Origin of the sequence: Nonomuraea soli (assembly GCF_013761175.1) — a bacterium.
GTDB lineage: Bacteria > Actinomycetota > Actinomycetes > Streptosporangiales > Streptosporangiaceae > Nonomuraea > Nonomuraea soli.
This window is the reverse complement of the sequence record NZ_JACDUR010000001.1, coordinates 1169239-1194314: the sequence shown is the minus strand read 5'-3', so window position 1 is coordinate 1194314 and position 25076 is coordinate 1169239. Positions and strand designations below refer to the sequence as shown.

Genomic DNA, 25076 nt, shown 5'->3' with positions numbered 1-25076 from the left:
TCGCGGCTCAGGTTCAGCCGTGCAGGGTGGGGCGGTAGACCAGCTCCTGGATGTCGCCGTCGAGCGTGCGGTGCTCGATCAGCTCGAGGTCGAAGTCGGCCGCGCCGCCGAAGACGGGGTCCAGCCCGGTCCGCCCGGTGATCACGGGGAAGAGCGTCACCTGGACGCGGTCGACGAGCCCGGCGGCCATCAGCGCGCGGTTCATCGCCAGGCTGCCGTGCGAGCGCAGCGGTACGGCGGACTCCTCCTTGAGCCTGGCGACCACCTCGACGGCGTCGCCGCTCACGATGTCCGCGTCAAGCTCGCCGAGAGGGCCCTGGAGCGTGGTCGACACCACCGTGGCGGGCAGGGTGATCATCCGGGTGACCCACGGGTCGCGCACGTCGGAGTCCTCGGTGCTCTCGGCGAGCATCCGGGCGAAGGACCGGTACGTGGTGGCGCCGAAGACCATGTGCTGGTCCTCGCTGTAGACGGCCAGGCGGTGGGCCAGGAGCTCGGGGCCCTGCTTTCCCCAGTAGCCGGTCCAGTCGCCGGTGGCGGCGCCGAAGCCGTCGAGGCTGGAGAAGACGTCGAAGGTGTAGGTGGCGGTCATGGTGCCCTCCTCGCGGTGACGGTGTGTCACAGATACCGACTCGCGCGGGCGGCGAAACTCACCGGCAACGAGAAAGGTCCCGCCTCGAAAGGCGGGACCTTCGTCGTGAGACTACGGGTGGGAGACCGCGGAGCCGATGGTGTGGACGCGCAGCGCGTTGGTCGAGCCGGGGGTGCCGGGAGGCGAGCCGGCCACGATGACGACCTTGTCGCCCTTCTCGACCTTGCCGAGGGCCAGCAGCGACGCCTCGACCTGGCGCACCATGTCGTCGGTGTGGTGGACGAACGGCACGTGGAAGGTCTCGACGCCCCACGTGAGCGAGAGCTGGCCGCGCACGTGCGGGGCGCTGGTGAAGGCGAGCAGCGGGATCGGCGAGCGGTAGCGGGCCAGGCGGCGCGCCGTCTCGCCCGACATGGTGAACGCGCACAGCGCCTTGGCGCCGACGATGGCGCCCACCTCGGCTGCGGCGCGGGCGATGGCGCCGCCGGTGGTCTCGGGGAGCCGGTCGAGGTTGTGGGTCGCGGTGAGCGAGGCCTTCTCGGCGGCGCAGGCGATGCGGTCCATGGTGGCCACGGACTCGACCGGGTAGCTACCGACGGAGGTCTCGCCGGAGAGCATGACCGCGTCGGCGCCGTCCATGACGGCGTAGGCGACGTCGGAGGCCTCGGCGCGGGTCGGGCGCGGGCTGTGCATCATCGAGTCGAGCATCTGGGTGGCGACGATGACCGGGCGGGCCTTCTCGCGGCACAGCTCGATGATGCGGCGCTGGACGATCGGCACCTCTTCGAGCGGGAGCTCGACGCCGAGGTCGCCGCGGGCGACCATGATGCCGTCGAAGGCCTCGACGATCTCGGGGAGGCGGTCGACCGCCTGCGGCTTCTCGATCTTGGCCAGCAGGGGAAGCCTGACGGCCTCCTGCTCCATGATGTTGCGCACGACGTCGGCGTCGGACGGCCTGCGCACGAACGACAGCGCGATCATGTCGCAGCCGGTGCGCAGCGCCCAGCGCAGGTCGGCCTCGTCCTTGTCGGTGAGGGCGGGCGCGGAGACGTTCACGCCGGGCAGGTTGAGGCCCTTGTTGTCGGAGATCATGCCGCCGATCACCACGCGGGTGGTGACGCGCTGGCCGTCGACGCGGGTGACCTCCAGGACGAGGCGGCCGTCGTCGACGAGGATGGTGTCGCCGGCGCGCACGTCGTTGGGCAGGCCCTTGTAGGTCGTGGAGACCTGCTCGCGATCGCCGCCGACGTCTTCGGTGGTGATGGTGAACACGTCGCCGAAGCCGAGGCGGACCGGGCCCTCCTCGAACTTGCCCACGCGGATCTTCGGCCCCTGCAGGTCGGCCAGGACGCCTACGCCGCGGCCGAGGTCGGCCGCCACCTCTCTCACCCGGTCGTAGATCTCCTTGTGGAGTTCGTGGGTGCCGTGGCTGAGGTTGAAGCGTGCGACGTCCATCCCGGCGGAGATGAGCTCGCGGAGCCGTTCCGGGGAGGAGGTTGCGGGGCCGAGGGTGCAGACGATTTTCGCGCGACGAGTCACAGGTCCTACCTTAATTGGTACAGACCACTTGGCAGTCACCGTCTTCGGAGAACAAAACCGGTCCAGGAGGTCAACACCAGGATCACGACGCCTAGCCGTACCAGATTTGTGTGTTCCTCCGGATAGATTACGCCTTCGATGTAGGTGTCGATGAAGCCGCCCGGCCGCAGGCCCGCCAGGCCGGCGTGGTGGCGGCCCCAGTTCTCCACGACGGTGAGCGGGCACTCGATGCCGGTGACGACCGAGACGATCCCCCAGGCCGCGACCGCCAGATGCGGCCAGATCAGCCATTTCCAGCGCCAGGCCAGGAAGCCGCCGACGGCCATGAAGGCGAGAAAGAGGAAGTGCACCACCATCGCGGCTTCCCCGATCAGGCGATACATCATGGCGCCGACCCTACGTCGCGGAAGGTCAGGGCCGGAACGTCGCGGCCTTGAACGCGTCCACGACGCCGCGGCCGTAGAAGCCGTTCCTGGCCTTGTCGCCCTCGCACTTGTGGCCCAGCGGGTAGGAGGCCGGGCAGGCCTTCTTCGTGGCGGTGCCGTACAGGTACTTCTCGACGGTGGCCGGGTCCAGGTGCAGGCCTCCCTTGCCGGGCTTGCCGAAGCGGCTGATCAGCAGGGCGGCGACGCCGGTGGCGTGCGGCGCGGCCATCGAGGTGCCGTCGAGGTACTGGTAGTACGAGCAGGGGCCGGCGGTGCAGTCGCGCACGACCTCGCTGGTGTTCGGGCTGCCGTCGGCGTCGAGCTTGCCGGTGGCGCGCAGCACGTGCTCGGGGGCGGGGGCCAGGATGGAGCGGGTGACCGCGATGCCGCTGCCGTCGCTGATGTCGCCGCCGGGCGCGGACAGGTCGGTCTGCTCCAGGCCGTAGTCGGAGTAGCCGGCCTTCGTGCCGCTGGGGGCGACGGCGGCCACGGAGATGACGCCCTTGGACTCGGCGGGCACGTTGATGCAGGAGTTGTCGACGCGGCGGGTCTTCTCGCGGCCGGGCGGGTAGTTGGGGCTGCCCTCGTCGGAGCGCGGGTCGCCGAGGTCGGTGGAGCCGTTGCCGAGGGCGCTGATCAGCGTGACGCCCTTGCCGCGGGCGTAGTCGAGGGCGCGCTGCATGCCGGTGACGATGGCTCGCTGCTGCTGGCGCTGCTTCTTGGTGTCGGCCTTGTTGTCAGCGCAGTTGAACAGCCACGGGTCGACGTAGTAGCTCATGTTGACCACGTCGACGCCGATGTCGGCGGCGTAGGTGAGGGCGTCGAGGCTGGCCTTGAGGAAGAAGAAGCCGGAGTCCTGGCCGGCGCGCAGGTTGACGATCTGCACGTTCGGGGCGACGCCGGCGATGCCGATGCCGTTGACCGGGGAGGCGATCGTGCCGGCCACGTGGGTGCCGTGGCCGTCGTCGTCCACGTCCACGGGGTCCTTGCAGCTCTTGACCTCGCACGGGCCGTCGAGTTCCTCGCCGTCGGCGTCCTTGGGGATGTCGGTGACGAAGTTGCGCGACAGCTCGCGGTTGAAGTTGGGGGCGATGTCGGGGTGCCTGCCGTCGACGCCGGTGTCGATGACGCCGACCAGGACCTTCTTCGAGCCGGGCAGGACGGCGTTGGCGCGGTCGGCGCCGATCATCTTCATGTCCCACTGGCGGCGGGCCAGCGGCTCGGCCTTGGCGGGGTCGCCCTTGCGCGTCATGGACGACACATCGGGCATCGCGGCGGGCATCGCGGCGGGGACGGCGGTGGCGCGGCCGATCACACCGTCGGTGGAGACGCCGGCCACGGCCGGGTCGCCGTCGAGCTCGTCGGGCAGCGAGCGGTCGCCTTCCGCGATGAGGTAGCCGAGTTTCGGCTCGTCGCTGACGAAGCGTCCACCGGCCCGCTCGACGGCGGACCTGGCGCCTGCCGGGTCGGCGTAGAAGACGAGGTAGCTGTCGGTGTGCGCCGATCGGGGCGAGGCGGGGGCGCAGGCGAGCATTGAGGCCGCCATCGCCACCGCCATGGCCGCTGCGCCGATCTTGCCCATCTATGCCCCCTTTACTGCCTTAAGACGTGCGACGTCTTGAGATGGTTTGCGCGAAGCAATAAATCCTGACATTTCGGTAAATGCTAGCTGGGTTGGGCGGCGAACCGCCGCCAGCGCGGCGGCCAGGCACGCCACGGGGATCGCGGGCAGCACGTAGCGATGGTCGAAGTCGAGCACCGCGACCGGTCCCACCAGCAAGGTCATCGCCGCCGCCCACGGCAGGAGCGTGCGCCGCGGCCGCAGCGCGCCCGCCACCAGGACGGCCAGCAGCACCGGCCCGCGCAGGTGGGCGGCGTACTGGTAGGCGATCAGCAGGTCGGCGTACGGCGAGACCGACCGCATCGCCCCGATGTCGGGCGCGTAGTCGCGCCTGAGCCGCTCGACCAGCGGCACGCCGGGCAGGTCCCACCGGCCGTGGGCGAAGCCGAAGGCGGGCGTGGTCCGGTCGGGATGCGGTTCCGGTGTCCAGCGGAAGGCGATGGAGGTGTCCTTGGCCACGTGCCACAGGTAGTCGAGCGGCTGCGCGGCGATGGCGCGCAGCGCGAAGCCGCGGGCGCGGTCGTTGTTGGCGAAGGCGCCGCCCGGCAGCAGGTTGACGGCCGACTCCGGGTGCCAGACGTATTCGGAGGCCGCGTCGGTCACGGTGCCGTTCGGGCACAGGGCGGCCAGGTCGGCCGGTGGCCTGATCTTCGCGCAGTCGGCGAAGGTCATCGTGCGTGCCCACAACATGACGCCGTCGGCGCCGCTGACGGCGAACCTGCCGTGATGCGTGCCGTACCAGGCGGCGTAGCAGGCGAGCGGCAGGGTGGCCGCGGCGGCGAAGGTCAGCAGCGGGCGCAGGCCCCGGCGCCGGAGGAGCAGTGCCACGGTCAGCACGACGATCACCACGCCGATCAGCAGCACGCCGATCGTGCGCACCAGGGTGGCGTAGGCCAGCAGCACCCCGGCCGCCAGCGCGGCCCGATGGCCCAGGTCCGTCCGCCACAGCACGACCGCCAGCGCCGCCACGATCAGGAAGACGAACAGCGTGTCGGCCAGGATCGCGTGCTCCAGGCGCAGGAACCCCTCGCCGAACAGGCCCGGCAGGGTGGCGGCGTTCGCCGCCCAGGCGGGCGCTGAGCGGCGGCGCGCCACGGCGTAGACGAGGACACCGGTGGCGACGCCGATCAGGTGCTGCACCACCGCCACGGCCGCCACGCTGTGCAGCGGCGCCAGGGCCCGCAGGAACAGCGGATAGCCGACCGGCCGCAGCGTCGGCTCCGGGCGCAGGTCGAGGGCGATGTCCAGGTAGGAGAAGGAGTCGCCCCAGTACAGCCGGGCCGGCGGATAGCCGAGGACGACCGCGGCTCTGACCAGCAGGGCCAGAGCGATGATCACGGCGAAGGGGCGATGGCGTGACAGCAGCGAGAGCACGGCCCGATTTCACCGGGACGGACATAACCCCGGCGTTACCACCCGCAAAGGCAGAAGGTCCCGCCCGGGCCGCCGGGCGGGACCTTCCACGTTCTCGCTAGACCAGCGGTCGCGCGGTCGGCAGGATCGGGTACGGCAGGGCGGTCTCGCCGGTGAGGAAGCGGTCGACGCACGACGCGGCGGCGCGGCCCTCGGCGATGGCCCAGACGATCAGCGACTGCCCGCGGCCCATGTCACCGGCCGAGAACACGCCGGAGACGCTGGTCATGTACGTCTTGTCCCGCGCCACGTTGCCCCGGGGGTCGTAGTCGACGCCCAGGTCGGTCAGCAGCGCGCCCTTCTCCGGGCCGACGAAGCCCATCGACAGGGTGACCAGGTCCGCGGGGATCTCCCGCTCGGTGCCGGGGATCGGCTTGAAGCCGGTCTGCGGACCCTCGACGTCGACGACCCGCAGGGCGCGCACGTTGCCCTCGCCGTCGTCGACGAACTCGACCGTCGAGACAGCGTAGACGCGCGCTCCCCCGCCGTCCTCGAGCTCCTCGTGGGCGCTCTCCATCTTGAACAGCGTCGGGAACGTCGGCCACGGCTGCGAACCGGCGCGGGAACCCGGCGGCTTGGGCATGATCTCGAGCTGGGTGACCGAGGCGGCACCCTGGCGGATCGCCGTACCGATGCAGTCGGCGCCGGTGTCGCCGCCGCCGATGACGACCACGTGCTTGCCGCGGGCGTTGATCGGCGAGTCGGCCATCGACACGTTGGCCGGCGGCAGGTACTCCATCGCCTGGTAGACGCCGTTGAGCGAGCGCCCCGCGATGGGCAGGTCACGCCACTGGGTGGCGCCACCGGCCAGGACGACCGCGTCGAACTGCTCGCGCAGCTCGGCCGCGGTGACGTCGACGCCGACGTTGCAGCCGGTGACGAACGTCGTGCCCTCGGCCCGCATCTGCTCGATGCGGCGGTCGATGTGGCGCTTCTCCATCTTGAACTCGGGGATGCCGTAGCGCAGCAGCCCGCCGACGGCGTCGGCCCGCTCGTAGACGGTCACGTCGTGACCGGCCCTCGACAGCTGCTGGGCGGCGGCCAGCCCGGCGGGCCCGGAGCCGACGACCGCCACGCGGCGACCGGTCCTCACCGCCGGGACCTGCGGCTTGACCCAGCCCTCGGCGAAGGCGCGGTCGATGATCTCGACCTCGACCCGCTTGATCGCCACCGGGTCGGCGTTGATGCCGAGCACGCACGCCGCCTCACACGGAGCCGGGCACAGGCGGCCGGTGAACTCCGGGAAGTTGTTGGTGGCGTGCAGCCGCTCGATGGCCTCCTGCCAGTCGTGGCGGTAGACCAGGTCGTTCCACTCGGGGATGAGGTTCCCCAGCGGGCAGCCGTTGTGGCAGAACGGGATGCCGCAGTCCATGCAGCGGGCGGCCTGCTTGGTCAGCTTGGGCGCCGGGAAGTCCTCGTAGACCTCCCGCCAGTCCTGGATGCGGACGTCGACGGGGCGGCGTGCCGGCAGCTCCCGGTCGTGCGTGAGGAAACCCTTCGGGTCGGCCATCGGTTACGCCTCCTTCGTCTGGATCTTCGTCTGGGCGAGGACTCGCGGGGTGAGCGACCTCGGGGCGAGGGTGCGCGGGACGAGCGTGCGGGCCACGAGGGCCCGGGAGACCGTACGGCGGGGCCCGGCGCCAGGAGTGTTGACGAACTTGGTCATGCCTGCACCGCCGCCGCCATGACCGCCTCGTCGACGTCGCGGCCCTCGATGCGGGCGGCCTCGGCCGCGCGCAGGACCCGCTTGTAGTCGGTCGGCATGATCTTGGTGAAACGGGCGAGCGCGCCCTGCCAGTCGGCCAGCAGCTCCTTGGCCACCGGCGAGCCGGTCTCCGCGAAGTGCTTGTCGACCTGCTCACGCAGGAACTCCCCGTCGGCCTCGGCCAGCGGCTCGACCGCGACCATCTCGCGGTTGACCCGCTCGTGGTGGGCGTCGAGCAGGTAGGCGATGCCGCCCGACATGCCCGCCGCGAAGTTGCGGCCGGTCGGTCCCAGGACGATCACGCGTCCGCCGGTCATGTATTCGCAGCCGTGGTCGCCCACGCCCTCGACGACGGCGGTGGCGCCGGAGTTGCGGACGCAGAACCTCTCGCCGACCACGCCGCGGATGAACACCTCGCCGGAGGTCGCGCCGTAGAGGGCGACGTTGCCGGCGATGATGTGGCCGTCGAGCGAGCCGGCGGGCTTGAGCGTGAGGCGCCCGCCCGACAGGCCCTTGCCGAGGTAGTCGTTGGAGTCACCGGTCAGCCTCAGGGTGATGCCGCGCGGGATGAACGCTCCGAAGGAGTTGCCCGCCGAGCCGGTGAAGCCGATGTCGATGGTGTTGTCGGGCAGCCCGGCTCCGCCGTACCGCTTGGTCACCTGGTGGCCGAGCATGGTGCCGACCGTGCGGTTGACGTTGCGGATGGGCAGTTCCAGCATGACCGGCGTGCCGTTGGCCAGCGCGCCCTCGGCCAGCTGGATGAGGGTGTTGTCGAGGGCGTGCTCCAGGCCGTGGTCCTGGGTGACGACCTGGCGCAGCGGGGTGCCCGCGGGCAGCTCCGGCTGGTGCAGGATCGGCGACAGGTCCAGGCCGTGGGCCTTCCAGTGGTCCTCGGCGGCGCTCATGTCGAGCGCCTCGACGTGACCGATCGCCTCGTCGAGCGAGCGGAAGCCGAGCTCGGCCAGGTACTCGCGGATCTCCTCGGCGATGAACTCGAAGAAGTTGACCACGAACTCCGGCTTGCCGCTGAAGCGCTTGCGCAGCTCGGGGTTCTGCGTGGCCACGCCGACGGGGCAGGTGTCGAGGTGGCAGACGCGCATCATGACGCAGCCGGAGACGACGAGCGGAGCGGTGGCGAAGCCGTACTCCTCGGCGCCCAGCAGCGCGGCGATGACCACGTCGCGGCCGGTCTTGAGCTGGCCGTCGACCTGGACGACGATGCGGTCGCGCAGGCCGTTGAGCAGCAGGGTCTGCTGGGTCTCGGCCAGGCCGAGCTCCCACGGCGCGCCCGCGTGCTTCAGCGACGTGAGCGGGGACGCTCCGGTGCCGCCGTCGTGGCCGGAGATGAGCACCACGTCGGCGTGAGCCTTGGACACGCCCGCGGCGACGGTGCCGACGCCGACCTCCGCGACCAGCTTCACGTGGACACGCGAGGCGGGGTTGGAGTTCTTCAGGTCGTGGATGAGCTGGGCCAGGTCCTCGATCGAGTAGATGTCGTGGTGAGGAGGCGGCGAGATGAGGCCGACGCCCGGGGTGGAGTGCCGGGTCTTGGCGATCCACGGGTAGACCTTGTGGCCGGGCAGCTGGCCGCCCTCGCCGGGCTTGGCGCCCTGGGCCATCTTGATCTGCAGGTCGTCGGCGTTGACCAGGTACTCCGAGGTCACGCCGAAGCGGCCGGAGGCCACCTGCTTGATGGCGCTGCGCCGCGACGGGTCGTAGAGGCGCTCGGGGTCCTCGCCGCCCTCGCCGGTGTTGGACTTGGCGCCCAGCTGGTTCATGGCGATGGCGAGGGTCTCGTGGGCCTCCATCGAGATGGAGCCGTACGACATCGCGCCGGTGGAGAAGCGCTTGACGATCTCGCTGACCGGCTCGACCTCCTCCAGCGGCACCGGGCTCCTGTCGCTGCTGAACTTGAACAGTCCGCGCAGCGTCATCAGCTTCTCGGCCTGGGAGTCGACGAGGCCGGTGTACTCCTTGAAGATCTCGTAGCGCCGGGTGCGGGTGGCGTGCTGCAGCTTGAAGACGGTCTCGGGGTTGAACAGGTGGGGCTCGCCCTCGCGCCGCCACTGGTACTCGCCGCCGACCCGGAGCTTGCGGTGGGCGTTCTCCACGCGCGGGTAGGCCTGCCGGTGACGCCTGGCGGCTTCCTCGGCGAGGATGTCGAAGCCCACGCCGCCCAGGCGGGAGGTGGTGCCGGTGAAGCACTCGTCGATGACCTCGGAGCCGAGGCCGAGCGCCTCGAAGATCTGCGCGCCGGTGTAGGAGGCCACCGTGGACACGCCCATCTTCGACATGACCTTGATGACGCCCTTGCCGTAGGCCTTGATCAGGTTGCGCACGGCCTTGGTCTTGTCGATCTGGAGGACTCCGGTGTCGACCAGGTCCTCGACCGTCTCGATGGCCAGGTACGGGTTGATCGCGCCCGCGCCGTAGCCGATGAGCAGCGCCATGTGGTGGCACTCGCGCGCCTCGCCGGTCTCGATGACCAGGCCCACGCGGGTGCGGGTCTTCTCGCGGATGAGGTGGTGGTGCACCGCGCCGGTGAGCAGCAGCGACGGGATCGGCGCCAGCTCGGCGGTGGAGCCGCGGTCCGACAGCACCAGGATGCGGGCGCCGTTCTCGATGGCCTGCGAGGCCTCGGCCTTGATCTCCTCCAGGCGCCCGCGCAGCGCCTGGCCGCCGCCGGCGACCTCGTAGAGGCCGGAGATGACGTACGGGTGGAAGCCCGGCAGGTCGTGCTTGTCGTTGATGTGGATGATCTTCGCGAGCTCGTCGTTGTCGATCACCGGGTAGGGCAGCACCAGCTGGCGGCAGGAGCTCGGTCCCGGGTCCAGGAGGTTGCCCTCCGGGCCCAGCACGCTGGCCAGCGACGTCACCAGCTCCTCGCGGATGGCATCGAGCGGCGGGTTGGTGACCTGCGCGAACAGCTGCGAGAAGTAGTCGAACAGCAGGCGCGGCTTCTCGCTCAGCACCGCCACCGGGGTGTCGGTGCCCATCGACCCGATCGGCTCGATGCCGGAGGAGGCCATCGGCGACAGGATGATGCGCAGCTCCTCCTCGGTGTAGCCGAAGGTCTGCTGGCGCTTGATGAGCGCCTCGTGGGTGGGCACCTCGTGGGCGCGCGAGGGCAGCTCCTCGAAGCGCACCAGCCCGGCGTGGAGCCAGTCTTCGTACGGCAGGGCGGCGGCGAGCTCGGCCTTGATCTCGTCGTCCTCGATGATCTTGCCGCGCTCGGTGTCGATGAGGAACATGCGGCCCGGCTGCAGGCGGCCCTTGCGCACGACCTGGTCCTCGGGGATGTCGAGCACGCCCGCCTCGGAGGCGAGCACGACGAGGCCGTCCTCGGTGACCCAGAAGCGCCCGGGGCGCAGGCCGTTGCGGTCGAGCACGGCGCCGGCCAGGGTGCCGTCGGTGAAGGTGATCGAGGCCGGACCGTCCCAGGCCTCCATCATCGAGGCGTGGAACTCGTAGAAGGCCCGGCGGGCCTGGTCCATCTCGGTGTGGTTCTCCCACGCCTCGGGGATCATCATCAGCACGGCGTGCGGCAGCGAGCGGCCACCCAGGTGGAGCAGCTCCAGCACCTCGTCGAAGGAGGCGGTGTCGGAGGCGTCCGGGTCGCAGATCGGGAACAGCCGCTCCAGGTCTCCGGGGATCAGCTCCGACGAGAGCATCGCCTCGCGGGCCCGCATCCAGTTGCGGTTGCCCTTGACCGTGTTGATCTCACCGTTGTGCGCGATGTAGCGGTACGGGTGGGCCAGCGGCCAGCTCGGGAAGGTGTTGGTGGAGAAGCGCGAGTGCACCAGGGCGATCGCCGAGTCGTACCGCTCGTCCGACAGGTCGGGGAAGAACGGCTCGACCTGGTCGGGGGTGAGCATGCCCTTGTAGACGAGCGTGCGGCTCGACAGCGAGGGGAAGTAGACGTCTGCCTCGTGCTCGGCGCGCTTGCGCAGGCAGAAGGCCAGCCGGTCGAGCTCCAGGCCGCTCAGGCCGTCGGGCGAGCCGACGAACAGCTGCTTGAAGAACGGCATGACCGCGCGGGCGCTCGGCCCGGGCAGCAGGTTGTCGACCGGGACGTCGCGCCAGCCCAGGACGGTCAGGCCCTCCTCGGCGGCGATCTCCTCGATCATGCGGGTGGCGATCCCGCGGGCCTCCTCGTCGGAGGGGAGGAAGGCCATGCCCACGGCGTAGGCGCCGGCCGCGGGCAGCTCGAACTCCGCCACGGAGCGGAGGAACGCGTCGGGTACCTGCGTGAGGATGCCGGCACCGTCACCGGTGTCCGGTTCACTACCCTTGGCCCCCCGGTGATCGAGATTGACCAGGGCCGTCAGCGCCTTCACCACGATCCCGTGTCCACGGCGTCCGGCCACGTCGGCGACCATCGCGACACCGCAGGCGTCGTGCTCGTTGGCGGGGTGGTACAGGCCCTGGGGCTCGGGGAATCCCCCAAAGGAGCCGGAGCGGGCAGCAGGCATAGAAACCCTCCCGTCGTCTTCGTCTGCGTCACTTGCTTGCAGGCGGGGACGACGTTGGCCCTGCTGCGTTCGTGCGTAGAAGGTTACCGCACCTCGCCGGAATAGTGCCCACCAGGTCCGGATCGCGAACATTAGCCGGGTCTTGCCATCTGGAATGCGCTATCCCATCACGCGGGATCTCCGGGGGTGCTAGCACCCTTCCACCCGGCTCGCACGCCCGGTTGAATGCCCTCGTGGGTGAGACGACGATGGCGGTGCGGGTCAAGGGCGCGCGGCGCACGTTCGCCGCCGAGCTGGCGCCGGTGCGGGCTCTGCGCGGCGTGGACCTGGAGGTGGCGCAAGGCGAGTTCGTCGCCGTCATGGGGCCCTCCGGCTGCGGCAAGTCGACGCTGCTCAACGTGATCGCCGGGCTCGACGTCGTCGACGAGGGCACGGTCGAGGTCGCGGGTGAGCGCGTCGACGGGCGCGAGGACGACTGGCTGGCGCGCTTCCGCCGCCACCACGTGGGGTTCGTCTTCCAGTTCTTCAACCTGCTCGACGGCGTCTCGGCGCTCGACAACCTGGTCATGCCGGGGCTGCTGGCCGGGATGCGGCGCAGGGCGGCCGAGTCGCGGGCCCGTGACCTGCTCGACCTGCTCGGACTGGGCGAGCGGGCGCAGCAGCTGCCCTCGGTGCTCTCCGGCGGGCAGCGCCAGCGCCTGGCGATCGCCCGCGCCCTGGTCAACGCGCCGACGCTGCTGCTGGCCGACGAGCCCACCGGCGCGCTCGACAGCGAGGGCGGGCTGGAGGTGCTGGAGCTGTTCCGCCGCCTGCACGACGACGGCCAGACGATCATCATGGTCACGCACTCCCCCGAGGTCGCCGCGGGCGCGAGCCGGGCGATCCTGATGCGCGACGGGCGGGTCGCATGAACGCGCTGACCGCCCACTGGCTGCGGCTGGAGTTACGCCGGCGCCTGCGCAGCCTGACGGCGCTCGGCCTGCTGATCGCGCTGGCCTCCGGCACCGTGCTGGCCGGCGTCGCCGCCGCCAGGCGCGGCGACAGCGCCATCGAGCGGCTGACGGCCCGCACCCTGCCCGCCGACGTGATCGCCCTGCCCAACCAGCCCGGCTTCGACTGGGCGCCGATCCGCGCGCTGCCCGAGGTCGAGGCGCTGTCCGGGATCGCGATCGCCCCGTTCTTCGTCGAGGGCCTGCCCGAGTTCTTCGGCTACCTGCCGCCCGCCGACACCGAGGCGATGCGCACCATCGAGCGCCCGGTGGTCCTCGACGGCCGCGTGCCCGACCCGGCACGGGCGAACGAGGTGGCCGCCACCCCGCTCTTCCTCACCACGTACGGCAAGCGCCTGGGCGACACGCTGACCCTGCGCCTGATGACCCCGCAGCAGGCGGAGGACCTCAGCACGTGGAGCGGCGCGGGCGGCGGACCGCTGGTGCCCGCGCGCATCGTCGGCGTCGTGCGCTCCCCGTTCTTCTCCGACAGCATCACCACGCCGGGCAACCTGTTCCCCTCCCCCGCCCTCGTCCAGAGGTACACCGACAACTTCCTGGGCGCCCGGCGCGACTTCGGCTTCGTCAACGCCCTGGTCCGGCTGCGCGGCGGCGAGCAGGCCATTCCCGCGTTCAGCAAGAGCCTGGCCGAGGCGACCGGCCGCACCAACATCGAGCTGATGAACCTGCACGACAAGACCCGCCACCTGCAGCGTATGCAGGGCTTCGAGCGCGACTCGCTGCTGGCCTTCGCGCTGGCCGCCCTGATCGCCGCGATGGTCCTGGTGGGCCAGTCGGTCGCCCGCTACACCACCGCCTCGGTCGGCGAACTCCAGGCGCTGCGCGCGAGCGGGCTGACCGGCCGCCAGTCGCTGGCCGCCGCGGTAGCCGCGCCGGTGCTGGTCTCCGTGGCGGGCGCGGCGCTGGGGGTGGCGCTGGCCCTGGCCGCGTCGTGGTGGACCCCGATCGGCGCGGCCTCGCTGGTCGAGCCGGATCCCGGCCTCGACGCCGACTGGCCTGTGCTGATCGCGGGGCTGGTGGCCGTACCGGTGCTGGTGCTGGCCGGGGCGCTGCTGGCGGGACGGCTGGCGCTCACGACGCCGGGCGCCCCGCGCCGGTCGGCCGTGGCCACCGCCGCCGCCCGGGCGGGGCTGCCGGTGCCGGTGGTGGTCGGCGCCCGGTTCGCCCTGGAGCCGGGCCGGGGCCGCACCAGCGTGCCCGTCCGCCCGGCGCTGTTCAGCGCGGTCGCGGGGGTGCTCGGCGTGCTCGCGGCCTTCACCTTCTCCGCCGGCGTGACCGACGCGGTGTCCAATCCCGCCCGTTTCGGCATGACCTACCAGCTCATGCTCTTCATGGGCGAGGGCGGCAGGGTCTTCGGGCCGACCGAGCAGGCCGCGCGCCTGGCCGCCGCCGATCCCGGCGTCGCCGGGGTGACCCTGGCCTACAGCGATGTGGGCAACGCCGACGACACCTCCGTCGCGCTGTTCTCCTTCGAGCCGGACGGCACGCCCGTCGACGCGGTGCTGACCGAGGGACGCATGCCCGCGGGCGCGGGCGAGGTGGCCCTGGGCGTGTCGTCGGCCCGCGCGCTGGGCGCCGAGGTGGGCGACGTGGTCACCCTCTCCGGGCACGAGCTGCGGGTGACCGGCGTCGGCTTCGTCATGCCCGCCGCGCACAACGAGTACCACGAGGGTGGCTGGCTCACCGGCGACGGCTTCCGCGCCATGTTCGGCGACGGCTTCAAGTACTTCGGCGCGATGCTGGCCCTGCGCCCCGGCGCCGACCCGGCCGCCGTGCACGAACGGCTGGCCGCAGCCCTGCGGTCGCTGCCGGGCGAGAACACCATGTCGGTCGATTTCGTGCAGCCGCCCGAGGCCGCCACCGAGATCAGCAACCTGCGGGTCCTGCCGATCCTGCTCGCCGTCTTCCTGGCGGTCCTGGCCGTGGGCGCGGTCGGCCACGCGCTGGCGACAGCCGTACGGCGGCGCGCGGTCGAGGTCGCGGTGATGCGGGCGCTGGGCATGACCAGGCGCCAGGCCAGGACCGTGGTGATCATGCAGGCGACGCTGCTGGCGGTGATCGGGCTGAGCTTCGGCGTGCCCCTGGGAGTGGCACTGGGACGCACGTTGTGGCGGGTGGTCGCCGACCAGACGCCGCTGTTCTACCAGCCGCCGATCGCGTTCTGGGCGCTGCTGCTGGTGACGCCGGTCGCGGTGCTGGTCGCCAACGCGCTGGCGGTCTGGCCGGGACGGCGGGCCGCGCGCATGCGCATCGGCCACGTGCTCCGGGCGGAGTGAGCCCGTGATCATCGCCTCGCTCGCGCTCACCTGGGTCATGGCGCTGGTGGTGGGCCTGGTGCTGCGCGTGGCGAGGCTGGCCGCCGCCCGCCGCAGGAGGCTGCAGTGGCTGGCGGCCACGACGGTCGTCGCGGGCGCGGCGCAGGCCGTACTCCTGGCGCTGCACCTGCTGCTCGGCTTCCCCGCCTCCCCTCTGCCGTGGGTGCCGGCGACGCTGGTGCTGCCGGCGGCCGGGCTGGTCCTGGGCCGGTTACCCGCCACCGCCCGGCTGGCCGGGCGCGTCCTGGTGGAGTCGCTGGTCGTGGCGGGGCTGACGGTGCTGGTCGTGACGGTGTACCTGACCGTGGTGGTGGGTCTGGGCCGCTCACCGGTCGGCGCTGAGCGCGACGTCCTGCTGGCCGGCATCCTGTCATCGATCACCGCCGTCGCGCTGGCGCTGCCGATGCGCTTCCGCCTGGTGGCGCTCGGCCACTCCCTGCTGCAACGCCACGGTCCCGACCCGGCCGAGCTGCTGGCCTCCTTCGGCGCCAGGATGAGCCGCGCGGTCCCCTTCGACGAGCTGCTGCTGCAGCTCGTCGAGTCGCTCAGGGCCACGCTCGGCCCGGCGGGCGCCGAGGTGTGGGTCGGCGCGGACGGCCGGCTCTCCCTGGCAGCGAGCGTGCCGGAACGGCAGGCGGCCGAGCTCGTCCTCGACGCCAAGGAGCGCGTCGTGGTCGGCAGGACCAGGACCGGCGGCAACACGTGGCTGTCGGTGTGGCTGCCCGCCCTGCTCGACGGCCCGGCGCCGGTGCGCGCCGCCCCGGCCGCGCACCTGGGCGAGTTGCTGGGCCTGCTGGTCGTACGGCGAGCGCCCGGCGAGGGCGACTTCACCGACGACGACGACCGCATCCTCGTCGAGCTGGCCAGGCAGGTCGCCCTGGCGCTGCACAACATGCGTCTCGACACGGCGCTGCAGGCCTCCCTGGCCGAGCTGCGGCGGCGCAACGAGGAGCTGCAGGCCTCCCGGCTGCGCATCGTGACCGCCGCCGACGCCTCGCGCCGCGCCATCGAGCGCGACCTGCACGACGGCGCCCAGCAGCACCTGGCGGCGCTGAGCGTCAAGCTGGGACTGGCGGCCGAGCTGCTGCGCCAGGAGCCCGCCACGCTTCCCGCGCTGCTGGAGGAGCTGCGCGACGACGTGCGCCAGGCCAACGCCGCCGTCCGCGAGCTGGCGCACGGCATCTATCCGCCGCTGCTGCGTCACCACGGGCTCGGCCAGGCGCTGCGATCGGTGGCCAGGCGCGTGGCGCTGCCGTACAGCGTGGAGGTCTCCACCGCCGAGCGCTACCCGGAGCAGGTGGAGGCGGCGGTCTACTTCTGCTGCCTGGAAGCGGTGCAGAACGCCGGCAAGCACGCCGGCGAGGGCGCCTCGGTGCGCGTGCGGGTCTGGGCCGACCCGGCGGCGCTGCGCTTCACCGTCAGCGACGACGGGCGCGGCTTCGAGCCGGGCTCCGGCGGCGACGGGCACGGCTTCGTGAACATGGCCGACCGCCTCGGCGCGATCGGCGGCGCGCTGCAGGTCGAGTCCTCCCCCGGCGCCGGCACGGTGGTGCGCGGTGAGATCCCACTCACTAGGCTGGCCGGGTGGCCATCCGGATCGTGATCGCCGAAGACTCCTTCCTCGTGCGCGAGGGCGTCCGCCGGGTGCTCGACCTGCAGGAGGATCTGGAGGTGGTGGCCACCTGCGGCGACCTGCCCGGGTTGCTGGCCGCCGTCGGCGACCACACGCCCGACGTGGTCCTGACCGACATCCGCATGCCGCCCACCGGCACCGACGAGGGCATCCAGGCCGCGACCACGCTCCAGCGCACCCATCCGGGCGTCGGGGTGGTGGTGTTGTCGCAGTTCGCCGAGCCCGCCTACGCCACCCCGCTGCTGTCGGGCGGCAGCTCCGGCCGTGCCTACCTGCTGAAGGAGCGGGTGGGCGATCCAGGGGCGCTCGCCGAGGCGGTCCGCGCGGTGGCGCGCGGCGGCTCGGTCATCGACCCGCTCGTGGTGGAGGCGCTCGTCGCCGACAACGTGCTGGCCCGCAGCTCGCCGCTGGCCGCGCTCACGCCACGCGAACGCGACGTGCTCGCCCACATCGCCCAGGGCAAGAGCAACGCCGCGGTCGCCGCCTCGCTCTTCCTCACCGAGCGGGCCGTCGAGAAGCACATCAACGCCCTGTTCCCCAAGCTCGGGCTGGGCAACGAGCCCGACCTGAACCGGCGGGTCATGGCGGTCCTGCTGTACCTGTCGGCCCACGGCGGCTCCTGAGCCCTCGTGCCAGCACCCTTGGCCGCGGCGGGTCCCCCGCCCCACTCTGGTGGGGTGGCAACCGTGTTGATCGTGGACGACCAGCGGCCCTTCAGGTCCGTGGCACGTGCCCTCGTCGGGGCGCTGCCCGGCTGGCGGGTGCTGGGCGAGGCGGAGACCGGGCACGACGCCGTCACCCAGGCCCTGGCCGTACGGCCCGCCGTGGTGCTCATGGACATCCACCTGCCCGACATCAGCGGCATCGAGGCCACCAGGCTCATCCTGGCGGCCGCCCCCGCGACCAAGGTGGTGCTGGTGTCGAGCTACGCCGTCGACGACCTTCCCCCCGGCGCCCTGACCTGCGGGGCGGTGCGCTACATCCGCAAGGACGAGCTGTCCACCGCCCAGCTGCGTGCCCTATGAGGCCGGCCAGTCGAGGGCGATCGGGTAGCTCCAGGCGGTGCACTTCGAGCTCGCCAGGAAACCACCGCTGTTGCAGCCCTGCACCTTGAAGTGCACGCGGGCGGTCCTCGACTCGTCGCCGTCGGGCAGGAAGAAGCTCTTGTTGATCCTCATGTAGAGGTTCCTGATGTCGCCCCACTGCTGCCAGGAGCCGTTCTGGGTCTTCCACATGACGTTGTAGCGCTCGGTCTTGAGGCTTTCCCAGGCGAAGGAGATGCCGAAGTCCTGGCGGTAGACGCGCAGGAGCATGCGCTCGGAGACGTTGGGCGACCAGACGATCTTGCCGTACTGGAAGACCTGCCACGAGCCGCGCTTGTCCGCGTAGCCGTACTCCTTGGTGACGGGGCAGCGGTAGGCGCTGTTCTCCCCGCCCTTGTACTCCCACAGGCGGCGGATGAGGCTGTTGGGTTCCGGGATCAGGCCGGGGTCGCACGCCGAGGTCCGGGCCTGGGCGGCGGGGGTGACGGTGATCAGTGCGGCCGCGGCGACGGCGGCGGCGAGCAGTGCGCGCATCTCGGGGTTCCCTCCCTGGTCGTTCTTCAGCTGTCTACGACGGTAGAGATCACGCGGGAGGCCCACGAGGGTGCCAGCACGGAGATGCGCGCGGGATGCCAGCACCACGTCCTCTAGGGTGATCGCATGCTTGGAACCGGCCTGGACACCCTCCTGGACACCGCGGGCGCCGACAGCAGACGGCTGCGCCACGCGCTCATGCTGGTGTGCGACGGCCAGTGGTGGACCCGGGCGGACCTGGTGCGCCGCAGCGCCACCTCCAGGCGCTCGATCGAGGCGCTGCTCGGCGCGCTGGAGCTGGAGCACGACGGCGAGCGCTTCCGCGTGCCGCTCGAAAAGGCGGGCGAGCACCAGGCGCTGTTCGCGATGGCGCCGCCGCCCGCCGACCCGGTCGAGCACCTGCTGCCCCACTACCGCGACGTGCTGGAGCGGCTGGAAAGGCTCATCGCCGCGGCGCCCGGCGCCCGCGCCGAGCTCGACCACGTCTCGGCCACGCCCGAGACGGTGATGCGCCGGGCGCTGCTGCTCGGTGCGCGGTTCTGGCTGCACGGCGCCAAGGTGTTGTGCGTGGGCGACCACGACCTGACCTCGCTGGCGATCAAGCTCGTGCATCCCGAGGCCGAGGTCACCGTGGTCGACGTCGACGACCGCATCCTGGCCTACATCGACGCGCAGGGCCTGGGGGTGCGCACCCGCTGGGCGGACCTGCGGCTGGGGCTTCCCGCCTCGGTCCAGGAGCACGACCTGGCGATCACCGACCCGCCGTACACCCCCGAGGGCATCGGGCTGTTCGTGGCGCGCGCGGTCGAGGGGCTGAAGGACGACGGGCGCGTGCTGCTGGCCTACGGCGCCTCGGAGCGCACCCCGATGCTGGCGCTGAAGGTGCAGAACAGCCTGTCGGAGCTGAACCTCGCCTACGAGGCCATGTATCCCGACTTCAACCGCTATTTCGGGGCGGAGGCGATCGGGTCCGCCGCCGACCTCTACATCCTGCGGCCCACCTCCAAGACCCGGCCCGCCGTCGCGGCCCGCGTCGACCGCTACGCCACCGCCATCTACACCCACGGCCCCCAGTCGATCGAGGCGGCCACCCCGTTCGTGCGCACCCCCGGGCACGACTTCGGCGACTTCGACTGGAACCTGCTGGTCGGCGAGTGGTCCAAGGACGTCGACCTGCCACGCGCACAGCTGGCGACCTGGCTGGCCAAGCCGTTCGCCGGACCGCAGGCCAACGTGGCCGTCTCGCTGCCCTCCGGCATGGAGGCGGCGCTGGTCAGGGTGCTGCTGGCCGGGCACCCCGGCAGGATCAGGGTCTGGATGAAGGCACTGCCCGGCGACCTCGACCGGATCGAGCGGGTGCTCGCGCCGCTGTACATGATCTCCACGCGCGGGCCCGTGGTCCAGGGCATCCGGCTCGACTGGCCCTTCGACCCGCCGCAGGACCCGGTCGCGGAACTGACGCAGCGCCTGCTCGGCAAGGGGCACGGCAAGCTGGGCAACACCTGGCGCGAGCCGCTCATCTGGCACGCCAAGCAGCGGAAGGTCAGGCTCACCAAGAACGAGGCGCGCGCGATCATCGCCGAGGCGGCGCCGTGGGCCGACGGGCTGGCGCCGGTGGAGGCGCCGATGCACCTGCTGGAGGCGCTGCCGGCGGCGATCGAGGCCACCCTGCGCCGCGTCGGCGCGGTCACGTGAGCGCCAGGAGCTGATCGCCCGGAAACCGGCCCCGCCACCGGAGCCACCGGGCGAGCCCTGGGAGGCAACCCGGCGGGCCTGGGGGGCACCCGGCGAGCCATAGGGGCCGCCCAGCGGACCGTTGAAGCCGCCCGGCGGGCCATCGGAGCCGCCCGGCGCGGCGTCGGGAGAATCCGGGTCGGTCGGCGGGACTAGCCGGCGGCCACCACGCGGGGCAGCAGGGCCTGGCTCACGCCGTCGAGCGCCACGTGCGCCTCGGAGACGTCGGCCGCGCCCGAGACCGGCCCGACCCAGCTCACCGTCACGTAGTGGCCCAGCGCGCGAGCCTGGGCACGGCTGCGCCCGGCCTCGAAGGCGATCGCCTGCCGTACGAACCCCTGCTTGCCCAGCGCGGACACCAGGGCGTCGGCGGCGCCCGAGTCGGCGAGGTTGAAGACGACGAACTGCCCGGCGACCGGCCCGCCCGAGTAGACCGCGCGCAACGCCTGCGTGCAGCCGGCGGCGTCGACCCCGTCGAGCACCTCGGCGCAGTCGGCGAACTCGCCGGTCGCGCCACGCGCCAGCCCGCCCACGGTCGCCACGGGGAACAGCTCGGCCACCGTCAGCGGCGAGCCGTCGGCCTCGCGCGTGTCGATCGGCGCGTACAGCGCCGAGCTGGCCTCGCCCCTGAACCAGGCGGGCCTGACCGCCGAGTCGCGCCCGGCCAGCCAGAACGCGCCCGCCCCGGCGGCGGCGACGGCCACCACGAGGGTGGCGATGATCTTGGTCCGCATCAGGAGGTCCCCGGTCCGGTGATCGCGACGATCCGGCGGTAGAGCGGCTTCTCCACCGCGCGCAGTGCCAGCCCCAGCGCCGAGAAGTCGTCCTTGGCGCCGCGCTCTGCGCCGTCGGCGCGGGCCAGCCACACCAGGCCGACGTAGTGTCCCAGCGCGTAGGCCGCCCCCTCGGTGTGGCCGTGGGAGGGGAAGGGCACCTTGTCGTACGGCAGAGGCTGGACCCATCCGCCGAGGTAGAGCGTCTTGAGCGACTGCACCAGCTCGTCGGCGGCCTTCACATCGCGCAGGTTGAGCACGGTGTACTGCGCGATGTAGCGCTGGTCGGAGCTGACGTACAGCCCGCGCGCCGCCTGGGAGCAGCCCGCCGCCGACACCTGTTCGATCAGCTCGCGCCCCCACGTCACCGTGGCGCACGACGGCGTCAGGTCCTGAGCGGCCAGCTTGAGCGACACCTTCTTGCTGACCGCCAGGGTCTTGGCGCCGCCGAACAGCTCCTTGGCCGTCAGCGGCTTGGCGTCCTGGCCGCGGTCGGCGATGGGGGCGAACAGCTTGGGCGAGACCCAGCCCTGGAACTCGGCGGGCCTGGCCTGGCCCGGCGGCGGATCGTCACCGGCCGGGAGCGGCGGGGCACTGGCCCCGCTGCCCAGGTTGGTGAGGATCGCCACCAGGCCGGTGGCGGCCAGCACAACGGCCGCCACGGTGCCGATGATCACCAGGAGGCGTTGTTGCTGGGGCTTGAGCCCCATGCCGGTGAGGCCGGGGAACTGCCAGTCGGACTTGGGCGGGCGGCGGCGCTTGCGCGGCGGGGCGGAGGTTCTCACGGCGTGCCCATCCCGGTCCGACGGTCGAGGTCCGTCATGAAGCCGGATTCTCCCCCGGCTTCTCCTCCTTGTCCTTGGAAGTGGAGTCACCGGTCTCGGCGGAGGTGCTCTCGCCCGCCGTGGTGCCCGCCGTGGTGCCCGCCGTCTCAGCGGCCGCGGGCTTGGACGGCGTGGGCTTGGGCGACTCGGGCTCCGGCGCCGCGGCCTCGGCGGCGGCAGGCTCGGCGGCGCCAGGGTCGGAGGCCGTCGACTCAGCGGCCGCGGGCTTGGAGGCCGTCGACTCAGCGGCCGCGGGCTTGGAGGCCGTCGACTCAGTGGCCGCGGGCTTGGAGGCCGTCGACTCAGCGGCCGCGGTCTCCGCCGACTCCTCCGCCGCCGGCGCGCCCACGGCGACGGGCACCCCGCCGTGCTTGGGCGACTCCGGGTTGACGATCTCCGGCGTGGTCTTGTCGCGCGTCATGAAGAAGTAGACCAGCGCCCCCACGAACAGCACCAGCGCGGTGTACTGGTTGATGCGCAGCCCGAAGAACTCCACCGCCTGGTTGACGCCGCCGACCGGGTCGGTGCGCAGCCCCTCGATCCAGAAGCGGCCCAGCGTGTAGCCGGCCACGTAGAGCGCGAACAGGCGCCCGTGGCGCAGCGCGAAACGTTTGCCCGCCCACAGCAGCAGGAAGCCCAGCGCGACGTTCCACAGCGATTCGTACAGGAAGGTCGGGTGGTAGAGCCCGGTGTAGCCCTCGACCGTGCCGGGGCGTCCCGGCTCGATCTCCAGGCCCCACGGCAGGTCGGTGGGGCCGCCGAACAGCTCCTGGTTGAACCAGTTGCCCCAGCGTCCGATCGCCTGGGCGAAGGCGATGCCGGGGGCGAGGGTGTCGGCCACGGCGCTGAGCGACAGGCCGCGCCTGCGGCAGGCCAGCCACACGCCGAAGCCGCCGAGCGCGATCGCGCCCCAGATGCCCAGGCCGCCTTCCCAGATGAACAGGGCCTCGTAGGGCTCCTTGACCGCCTTGCTGCCGAAGTAGATCTGCCAGTCGGTGATCACGTGGTAGAGGCGGCCACCGATCAGACCCCACACGACGGCGGGCACGGCGATGTCCACGATCGTGCCCGGCACGCCGCCGCGGGCGCGCCAGCGGCGCTCGCCCAGCCAGACGGCGACGATGACGCCGAGCACGATGCACAGCGCATAGGCCCTGAGGGGGATCGGGCCGAGGTACCAGACCGCCTGGGCGGGGCTGGGAATCGATGCTAGGGGCATGTCACGTGAGAGTAGCGGACCCTGGGCTACTTGGCCGCATCCTGAACAGCCTGACGCAGCCCGTCAGGGGTCAGCTGGTTGCCCTCGAGCTGGGTGCCGTTGAGCTTGATGGTGGGCGTGCCCTGGATCTTGGCGGATTCCAGCTGGGCGTTGGAGAAGGCGGTGTGGGCGGCGAGCTTGCTCTGGTTGCGCACGCAGTCGGCGAAGCCCGGCGTGGTGACGCCGACCTCCTCGCCCCAGCCGACCATGTCGTCGACCTTGAAGCCCTCGACGGTCTCCGGCGGCTGCTCCTCGAAGAGCTTGTCGTGGAAGGCCATCCACTGGCTGCCGCCGGGGATGCACATGGCGGCGGCGCCCGCGCGTTCGGAGTTGCCCTTGGTCGGCTCCATGCTGAAGATCGTCAGCGGGTGGTAGACGACCTTGGCCTTGCCCTCGTAGGCGAGGTTCTTGAAGGTCTGGCCGGAGACCGACTCGAACTCCCTGCAGGCCGGGCACTGGAAGTCTTCGTAGACGTCGAGCACGGGCTTCTCGACGCCCTGCTTGGCCATCACGATGGAGCCGTCGGCGGCCACGGTGATCGGCGCCAGCGCCGCCGCGGCGGCCTCCTCCGTCTGGGTGCGGCTGGCGTTGAACCAGTAGCCCGCCCCGACGGCCGCGAGCGCCACGACACCGGCCGTCACATACGTGACGATCTTCTTGCGCTTCTCGCGGGCGCGCTCCTCGGCCTGCTGCTGCTTGATCCGGTCGCGCGCCGACTTCTCGCGGTCAGCCTTGCCCATCAGTCGTTCTCCCTCTCGCTCTTGCCGAGACCCAGCTTGGTGTCCAGCGCCAGGCGCCCCGGCGCGAACAGCGCGATCCAGACCGCGCAGACCACCAAGCCGAAGTCGCGCACGATGTCGAGCAGGTAGGTCGGCTCCTGGCCCGCCGCCAGTTGCCCGCCACCGCCGAAACATCCGCAGTCGATCTTCAGACCGTTGGCCCAGGCCCAGGCGATGCCGAAGACGAACGCCAGCATCAGCAGCCCGCCGAGCACCGCGCTGATCCTGGTGAGCAGGCCCACCACCAGCAGGATCCCCAGAATGATCTCAGCGATCGGCAGCAGGTGCCCCACCGTGGTCGCGATCGACTCCGGCAGGAGCTGGTAGGCCTTGACCGCGGTCACGGACTGGATCGGGTCGCGGAACTTCGGCAGCCCGGCGGCGATGAGCACGACGCCCAGGATCAGCCGGGCAACGGTCGTGACCCAGGGTATCGCCACCGCACCTCTGCGTGACTGTTGCGACGCGAACACGATCGACTCCTATGTGAGCGGGCTTGGGGATCCGCACAGTACCCGGAACCATCCGACCATGCCTGGAATAAGCCTCAGCTAAGCGGTGTGACCACGGTATTGCTGTGCCCGGAACTCGCTGGGCGGCATGCCGACCCGGCGGGTAAAGATCCGGGTGAAGTAGGCGGGATCGTCGTATCCCGCCCGCCGCGCGACCGCCGCGACCGGCAGGTCGGAGGTGGCCAGTAGGTCCTTGGCGCGGTTGAGCCTGATGGCCAGCAGGTAGTCCTTCGGGCTGGCGCCGGTCAGCCGCTTGACGATGTGGCGCAGCTCCGACAGCGGCACGCCCAGGCGCCTGGCGTGCTCGGTCACCGGGATGGGCAGGCAGGCGTCCCTGGCCAGCGCCTGCAGCAGGGGGTCGGCGTGCTCGGCCGTACGGCTGCGCCTGATGGCCATGAGCACGCCGTGCACCAGCGAGGAGGCCTCGACCTGGGCGTAGGGGCCTTCTTCTCGGCAGACCCTGGCGATGCGGCCGATCTCGTGCGCCACCGGGTCGGCCGTCTCCAGGGCCTGCACGCCGGTGCCGATGAAGCCCAGCTCGGCGTAGGCCGCGGCGGCGGGCCCTGCGAAGTCGACGAACCACTCGGTCCACTCCTCGTGCGGGCCGTAGTGGTGGGCGACGCCCGGCGTCAGCCACAACACGGCCGGGGCTTCGACCGGGACCTGGCCGAACCAGCCGGAGCCCGCGGTGACCAGGACGGCGACGTGGTGCGGCAGGACCCGCGGGCCGACGACGGGCAGGCGGCCCTCCTGGTGGCCGACGCCGAGGCAGGCCAGTCCCAGGTCGAGGTGGAGCGGGTCGGGGGTGAGGTAGCGCGACCAATGGTGATACATCAGTCCAACACCCCATCCAGGTTTGTCCATCGACCGCGGCCCCGCTGACCTGCGAAATTC

21 protein-coding genes are annotated in these 25076 nt (G+C 71.7%); 6 read left to right on the top strand and 15 right to left on the bottom strand.

Annotated elements, in window-relative coordinates; genetic code table 11:
• Window positions 1-13: 13 nt before the first annotated feature.
• The 8 genes from HNR30_RS05645 to gltB all read right to left on the bottom strand — a co-directional run bounded on the left by HNR30_RS05645 (window position 14) and on the right by gltB (window position 11767).
• Complete coding sequence (locus HNR30_RS05645; RefSeq protein ID WP_181608549.1) at window positions 14-592, bottom strand: dihydrofolate reductase family protein; 579 nt, start codon at window positions 590-592, stop codon at window positions 14-16.
• 111 nt (window positions 593-703) lie between these two features.
• On the bottom strand, window positions 704-2131 hold the full coding sequence (gene pyk / locus HNR30_RS05640) for a pyruvate kinase (RefSeq protein WP_181608548.1): 1428 nt from the start codon (window positions 2129-2131) through the stop codon (window positions 704-706).
• Window positions 2132-2166: 35 nt separating this feature from the next.
• On the bottom strand, window positions 2167-2517 hold the full coding sequence (locus HNR30_RS05635; protein ID WP_181608547.1) for a DUF2784 domain-containing protein: 351 nt from the start codon (window positions 2515-2517) through the stop codon (window positions 2167-2169).
• 25 nt (window positions 2518-2542) lie between these two features.
• Window positions 2543-4138 carry a S8 family peptidase gene (locus tag HNR30_RS05630; protein WP_181608546.1) on the bottom strand — a complete coding sequence of 532 codons (1596 nt, stop codon included), beginning with the start codon at window positions 4136-4138 and terminating at the stop codon, window positions 2543-2545.
• Window positions 4139-5551, bottom strand: a complete 1413-nt coding sequence (locus HNR30_RS05625; protein ID WP_181608545.1) for a phospholipid carrier-dependent glycosyltransferase — start codon at window positions 5549-5551, stop codon at window positions 4139-4141.
• 97 nt (window positions 5552-5648) lie between these two features.
• A complete protein-coding gene (locus tag HNR30_RS05620; protein WP_181608544.1) occupies window positions 5649-7100 on the bottom strand; it encodes a glutamate synthase subunit beta in 1452 nt (483 codons plus the stop codon).
• A gap of 3 nt (window positions 7101-7103) precedes the next feature.
• The gene (locus tag HNR30_RS05615) at window positions 7104-7256 is read right to left on the bottom strand and encodes a hypothetical protein (protein ID WP_181608543.1); all 153 of its coding nucleotides are present in this window, start codon (window positions 7254-7256) and stop codon (window positions 7104-7106) included.
• A complete protein-coding gene (gltB, locus tag HNR30_RS05610; protein WP_181608542.1) occupies window positions 7253-11767 on the bottom strand; it encodes a glutamate synthase large subunit in 4515 nt (1504 codons plus the stop codon). The genes HNR30_RS05615 and gltB overlap by 4 nt, the downstream gene beginning before the upstream one ends.
• 233 nt (window positions 11768-12000) lie before the next feature.
• Between gltB and HNR30_RS05605 the strand changes: the two genes are divergently transcribed.
• The 5 genes from HNR30_RS05605 to HNR30_RS05585 are packed head-to-tail and all read left to right on the top strand — an operon-like array spanning window position 12001 to window position 17750.
• Window positions 12001-12678, top strand: a complete 678-nt coding sequence (locus HNR30_RS05605) for an ABC transporter ATP-binding protein (protein ID WP_312894246.1) — start codon at window positions 12001-12003, stop codon at window positions 12676-12678.
• Entirely contained in the window at window positions 12675-15053 is a 2379-nt protein-coding gene (locus HNR30_RS05600) for an ABC transporter permease (RefSeq protein ID WP_181608541.1), read from the top strand. Before HNR30_RS05605 ends, HNR30_RS05600 begins: the two co-directional genes overlap by 4 nt.
• 4 nt (window positions 15054-15057) lie before the next feature.
• Window positions 15058-16695, top strand: coding sequence for a sensor histidine kinase (locus tag HNR30_RS49925; protein WP_181608540.1), 1638 nt, complete (start codon window positions 15058-15060; stop codon window positions 16693-16695).
• A complete protein-coding gene (locus tag HNR30_RS05590; protein ID WP_181608539.1) occupies window positions 16677-17348 on the top strand; it encodes a response regulator transcription factor in 672 nt (223 codons plus the stop codon). The genes HNR30_RS49925 and HNR30_RS05590 overlap by 19 nt, the downstream gene beginning before the upstream one ends.
• Window positions 17349-17402: 54 nt before the next feature.
• Complete coding sequence (locus HNR30_RS05585; RefSeq protein WP_181608538.1) at window positions 17403-17750, top strand: response regulator; 348 nt, start codon at window positions 17403-17405, stop codon at window positions 17748-17750.
• Here HNR30_RS05585 and HNR30_RS05580 read toward each other — a convergent pair.
• Complete coding sequence (locus tag HNR30_RS05580; RefSeq protein ID WP_181608537.1) at window positions 17745-18302, bottom strand: LGFP repeat-containing protein; 558 nt, start codon at window positions 18300-18302, stop codon at window positions 17745-17747. The two genes, HNR30_RS05585 and HNR30_RS05580, sit on opposite strands and share 6 nt — an antisense overlap.
• A 126-nt stretch (window positions 18303-18428) precedes the next feature.
• On the opposite strand from HNR30_RS05580, the gene HNR30_RS05575 reads away from it, so the two are divergent.
• Window positions 18429-19997 (top strand): bis-aminopropyl spermidine synthase family protein, encoded by a 1569-nt coding sequence (locus tag HNR30_RS05575; protein WP_246377165.1) that lies wholly within the window; start codon window positions 18429-18431, stop codon window positions 19995-19997.
• A gap of 191 nt (window positions 19998-20188) precedes the next feature.
• On the opposite strand, the gene HNR30_RS05570 is transcribed toward HNR30_RS05575, so the two are convergent.
• The 6 genes from HNR30_RS05570 to HNR30_RS05545 form a co-directional block, all read right to left on the bottom strand.
• On the bottom strand, window positions 20189-20770 hold the full coding sequence (locus tag HNR30_RS05570; RefSeq protein ID WP_181608536.1) for a hypothetical protein: 582 nt from the start codon (window positions 20768-20770) through the stop codon (window positions 20189-20191).
• On the bottom strand, window positions 20770-21594 hold the full coding sequence (locus HNR30_RS05565; protein ID WP_181608535.1) for a hypothetical protein: 825 nt from the start codon (window positions 21592-21594) through the stop codon (window positions 20770-20772). Before HNR30_RS05565 ends, HNR30_RS05570 begins: the two co-directional genes overlap by 1 nt.
• Window positions 21595-21628: 34 nt before the next feature.
• Window positions 21629-22852: a prolipoprotein diacylglyceryl transferase gene (gene lgt, locus HNR30_RS05560; protein ID WP_181608534.1), complete on the bottom strand. Its 1224-nt coding sequence runs from the start codon at window positions 22850-22852 to the stop codon at window positions 21629-21631.
• A gap of 26 nt (window positions 22853-22878) precedes the next feature.
• Window positions 22879-23631: a DsbA family protein gene (locus HNR30_RS05555; RefSeq protein WP_181608533.1), complete on the bottom strand. Its 753-nt coding sequence runs from the start codon at window positions 23629-23631 to the stop codon at window positions 22879-22881.
• Complete coding sequence (locus HNR30_RS05550; RefSeq protein WP_312894245.1) at window positions 23631-24110, bottom strand: MauE/DoxX family redox-associated membrane protein; 480 nt, start codon at window positions 24108-24110, stop codon at window positions 23631-23633. The genes HNR30_RS05555 and HNR30_RS05550 overlap by 1 nt, the downstream gene beginning before the upstream one ends.
• A gap of 111 nt (window positions 24111-24221) precedes the next feature.
• Window positions 24222-25016 (bottom strand): helix-turn-helix transcriptional regulator, encoded by a 795-nt coding sequence (locus HNR30_RS05545; protein WP_181608532.1) that lies wholly within the window; start codon window positions 25014-25016, stop codon window positions 24222-24224.
• Window positions 25017-25076: the final 60 nt, after the last annotated feature.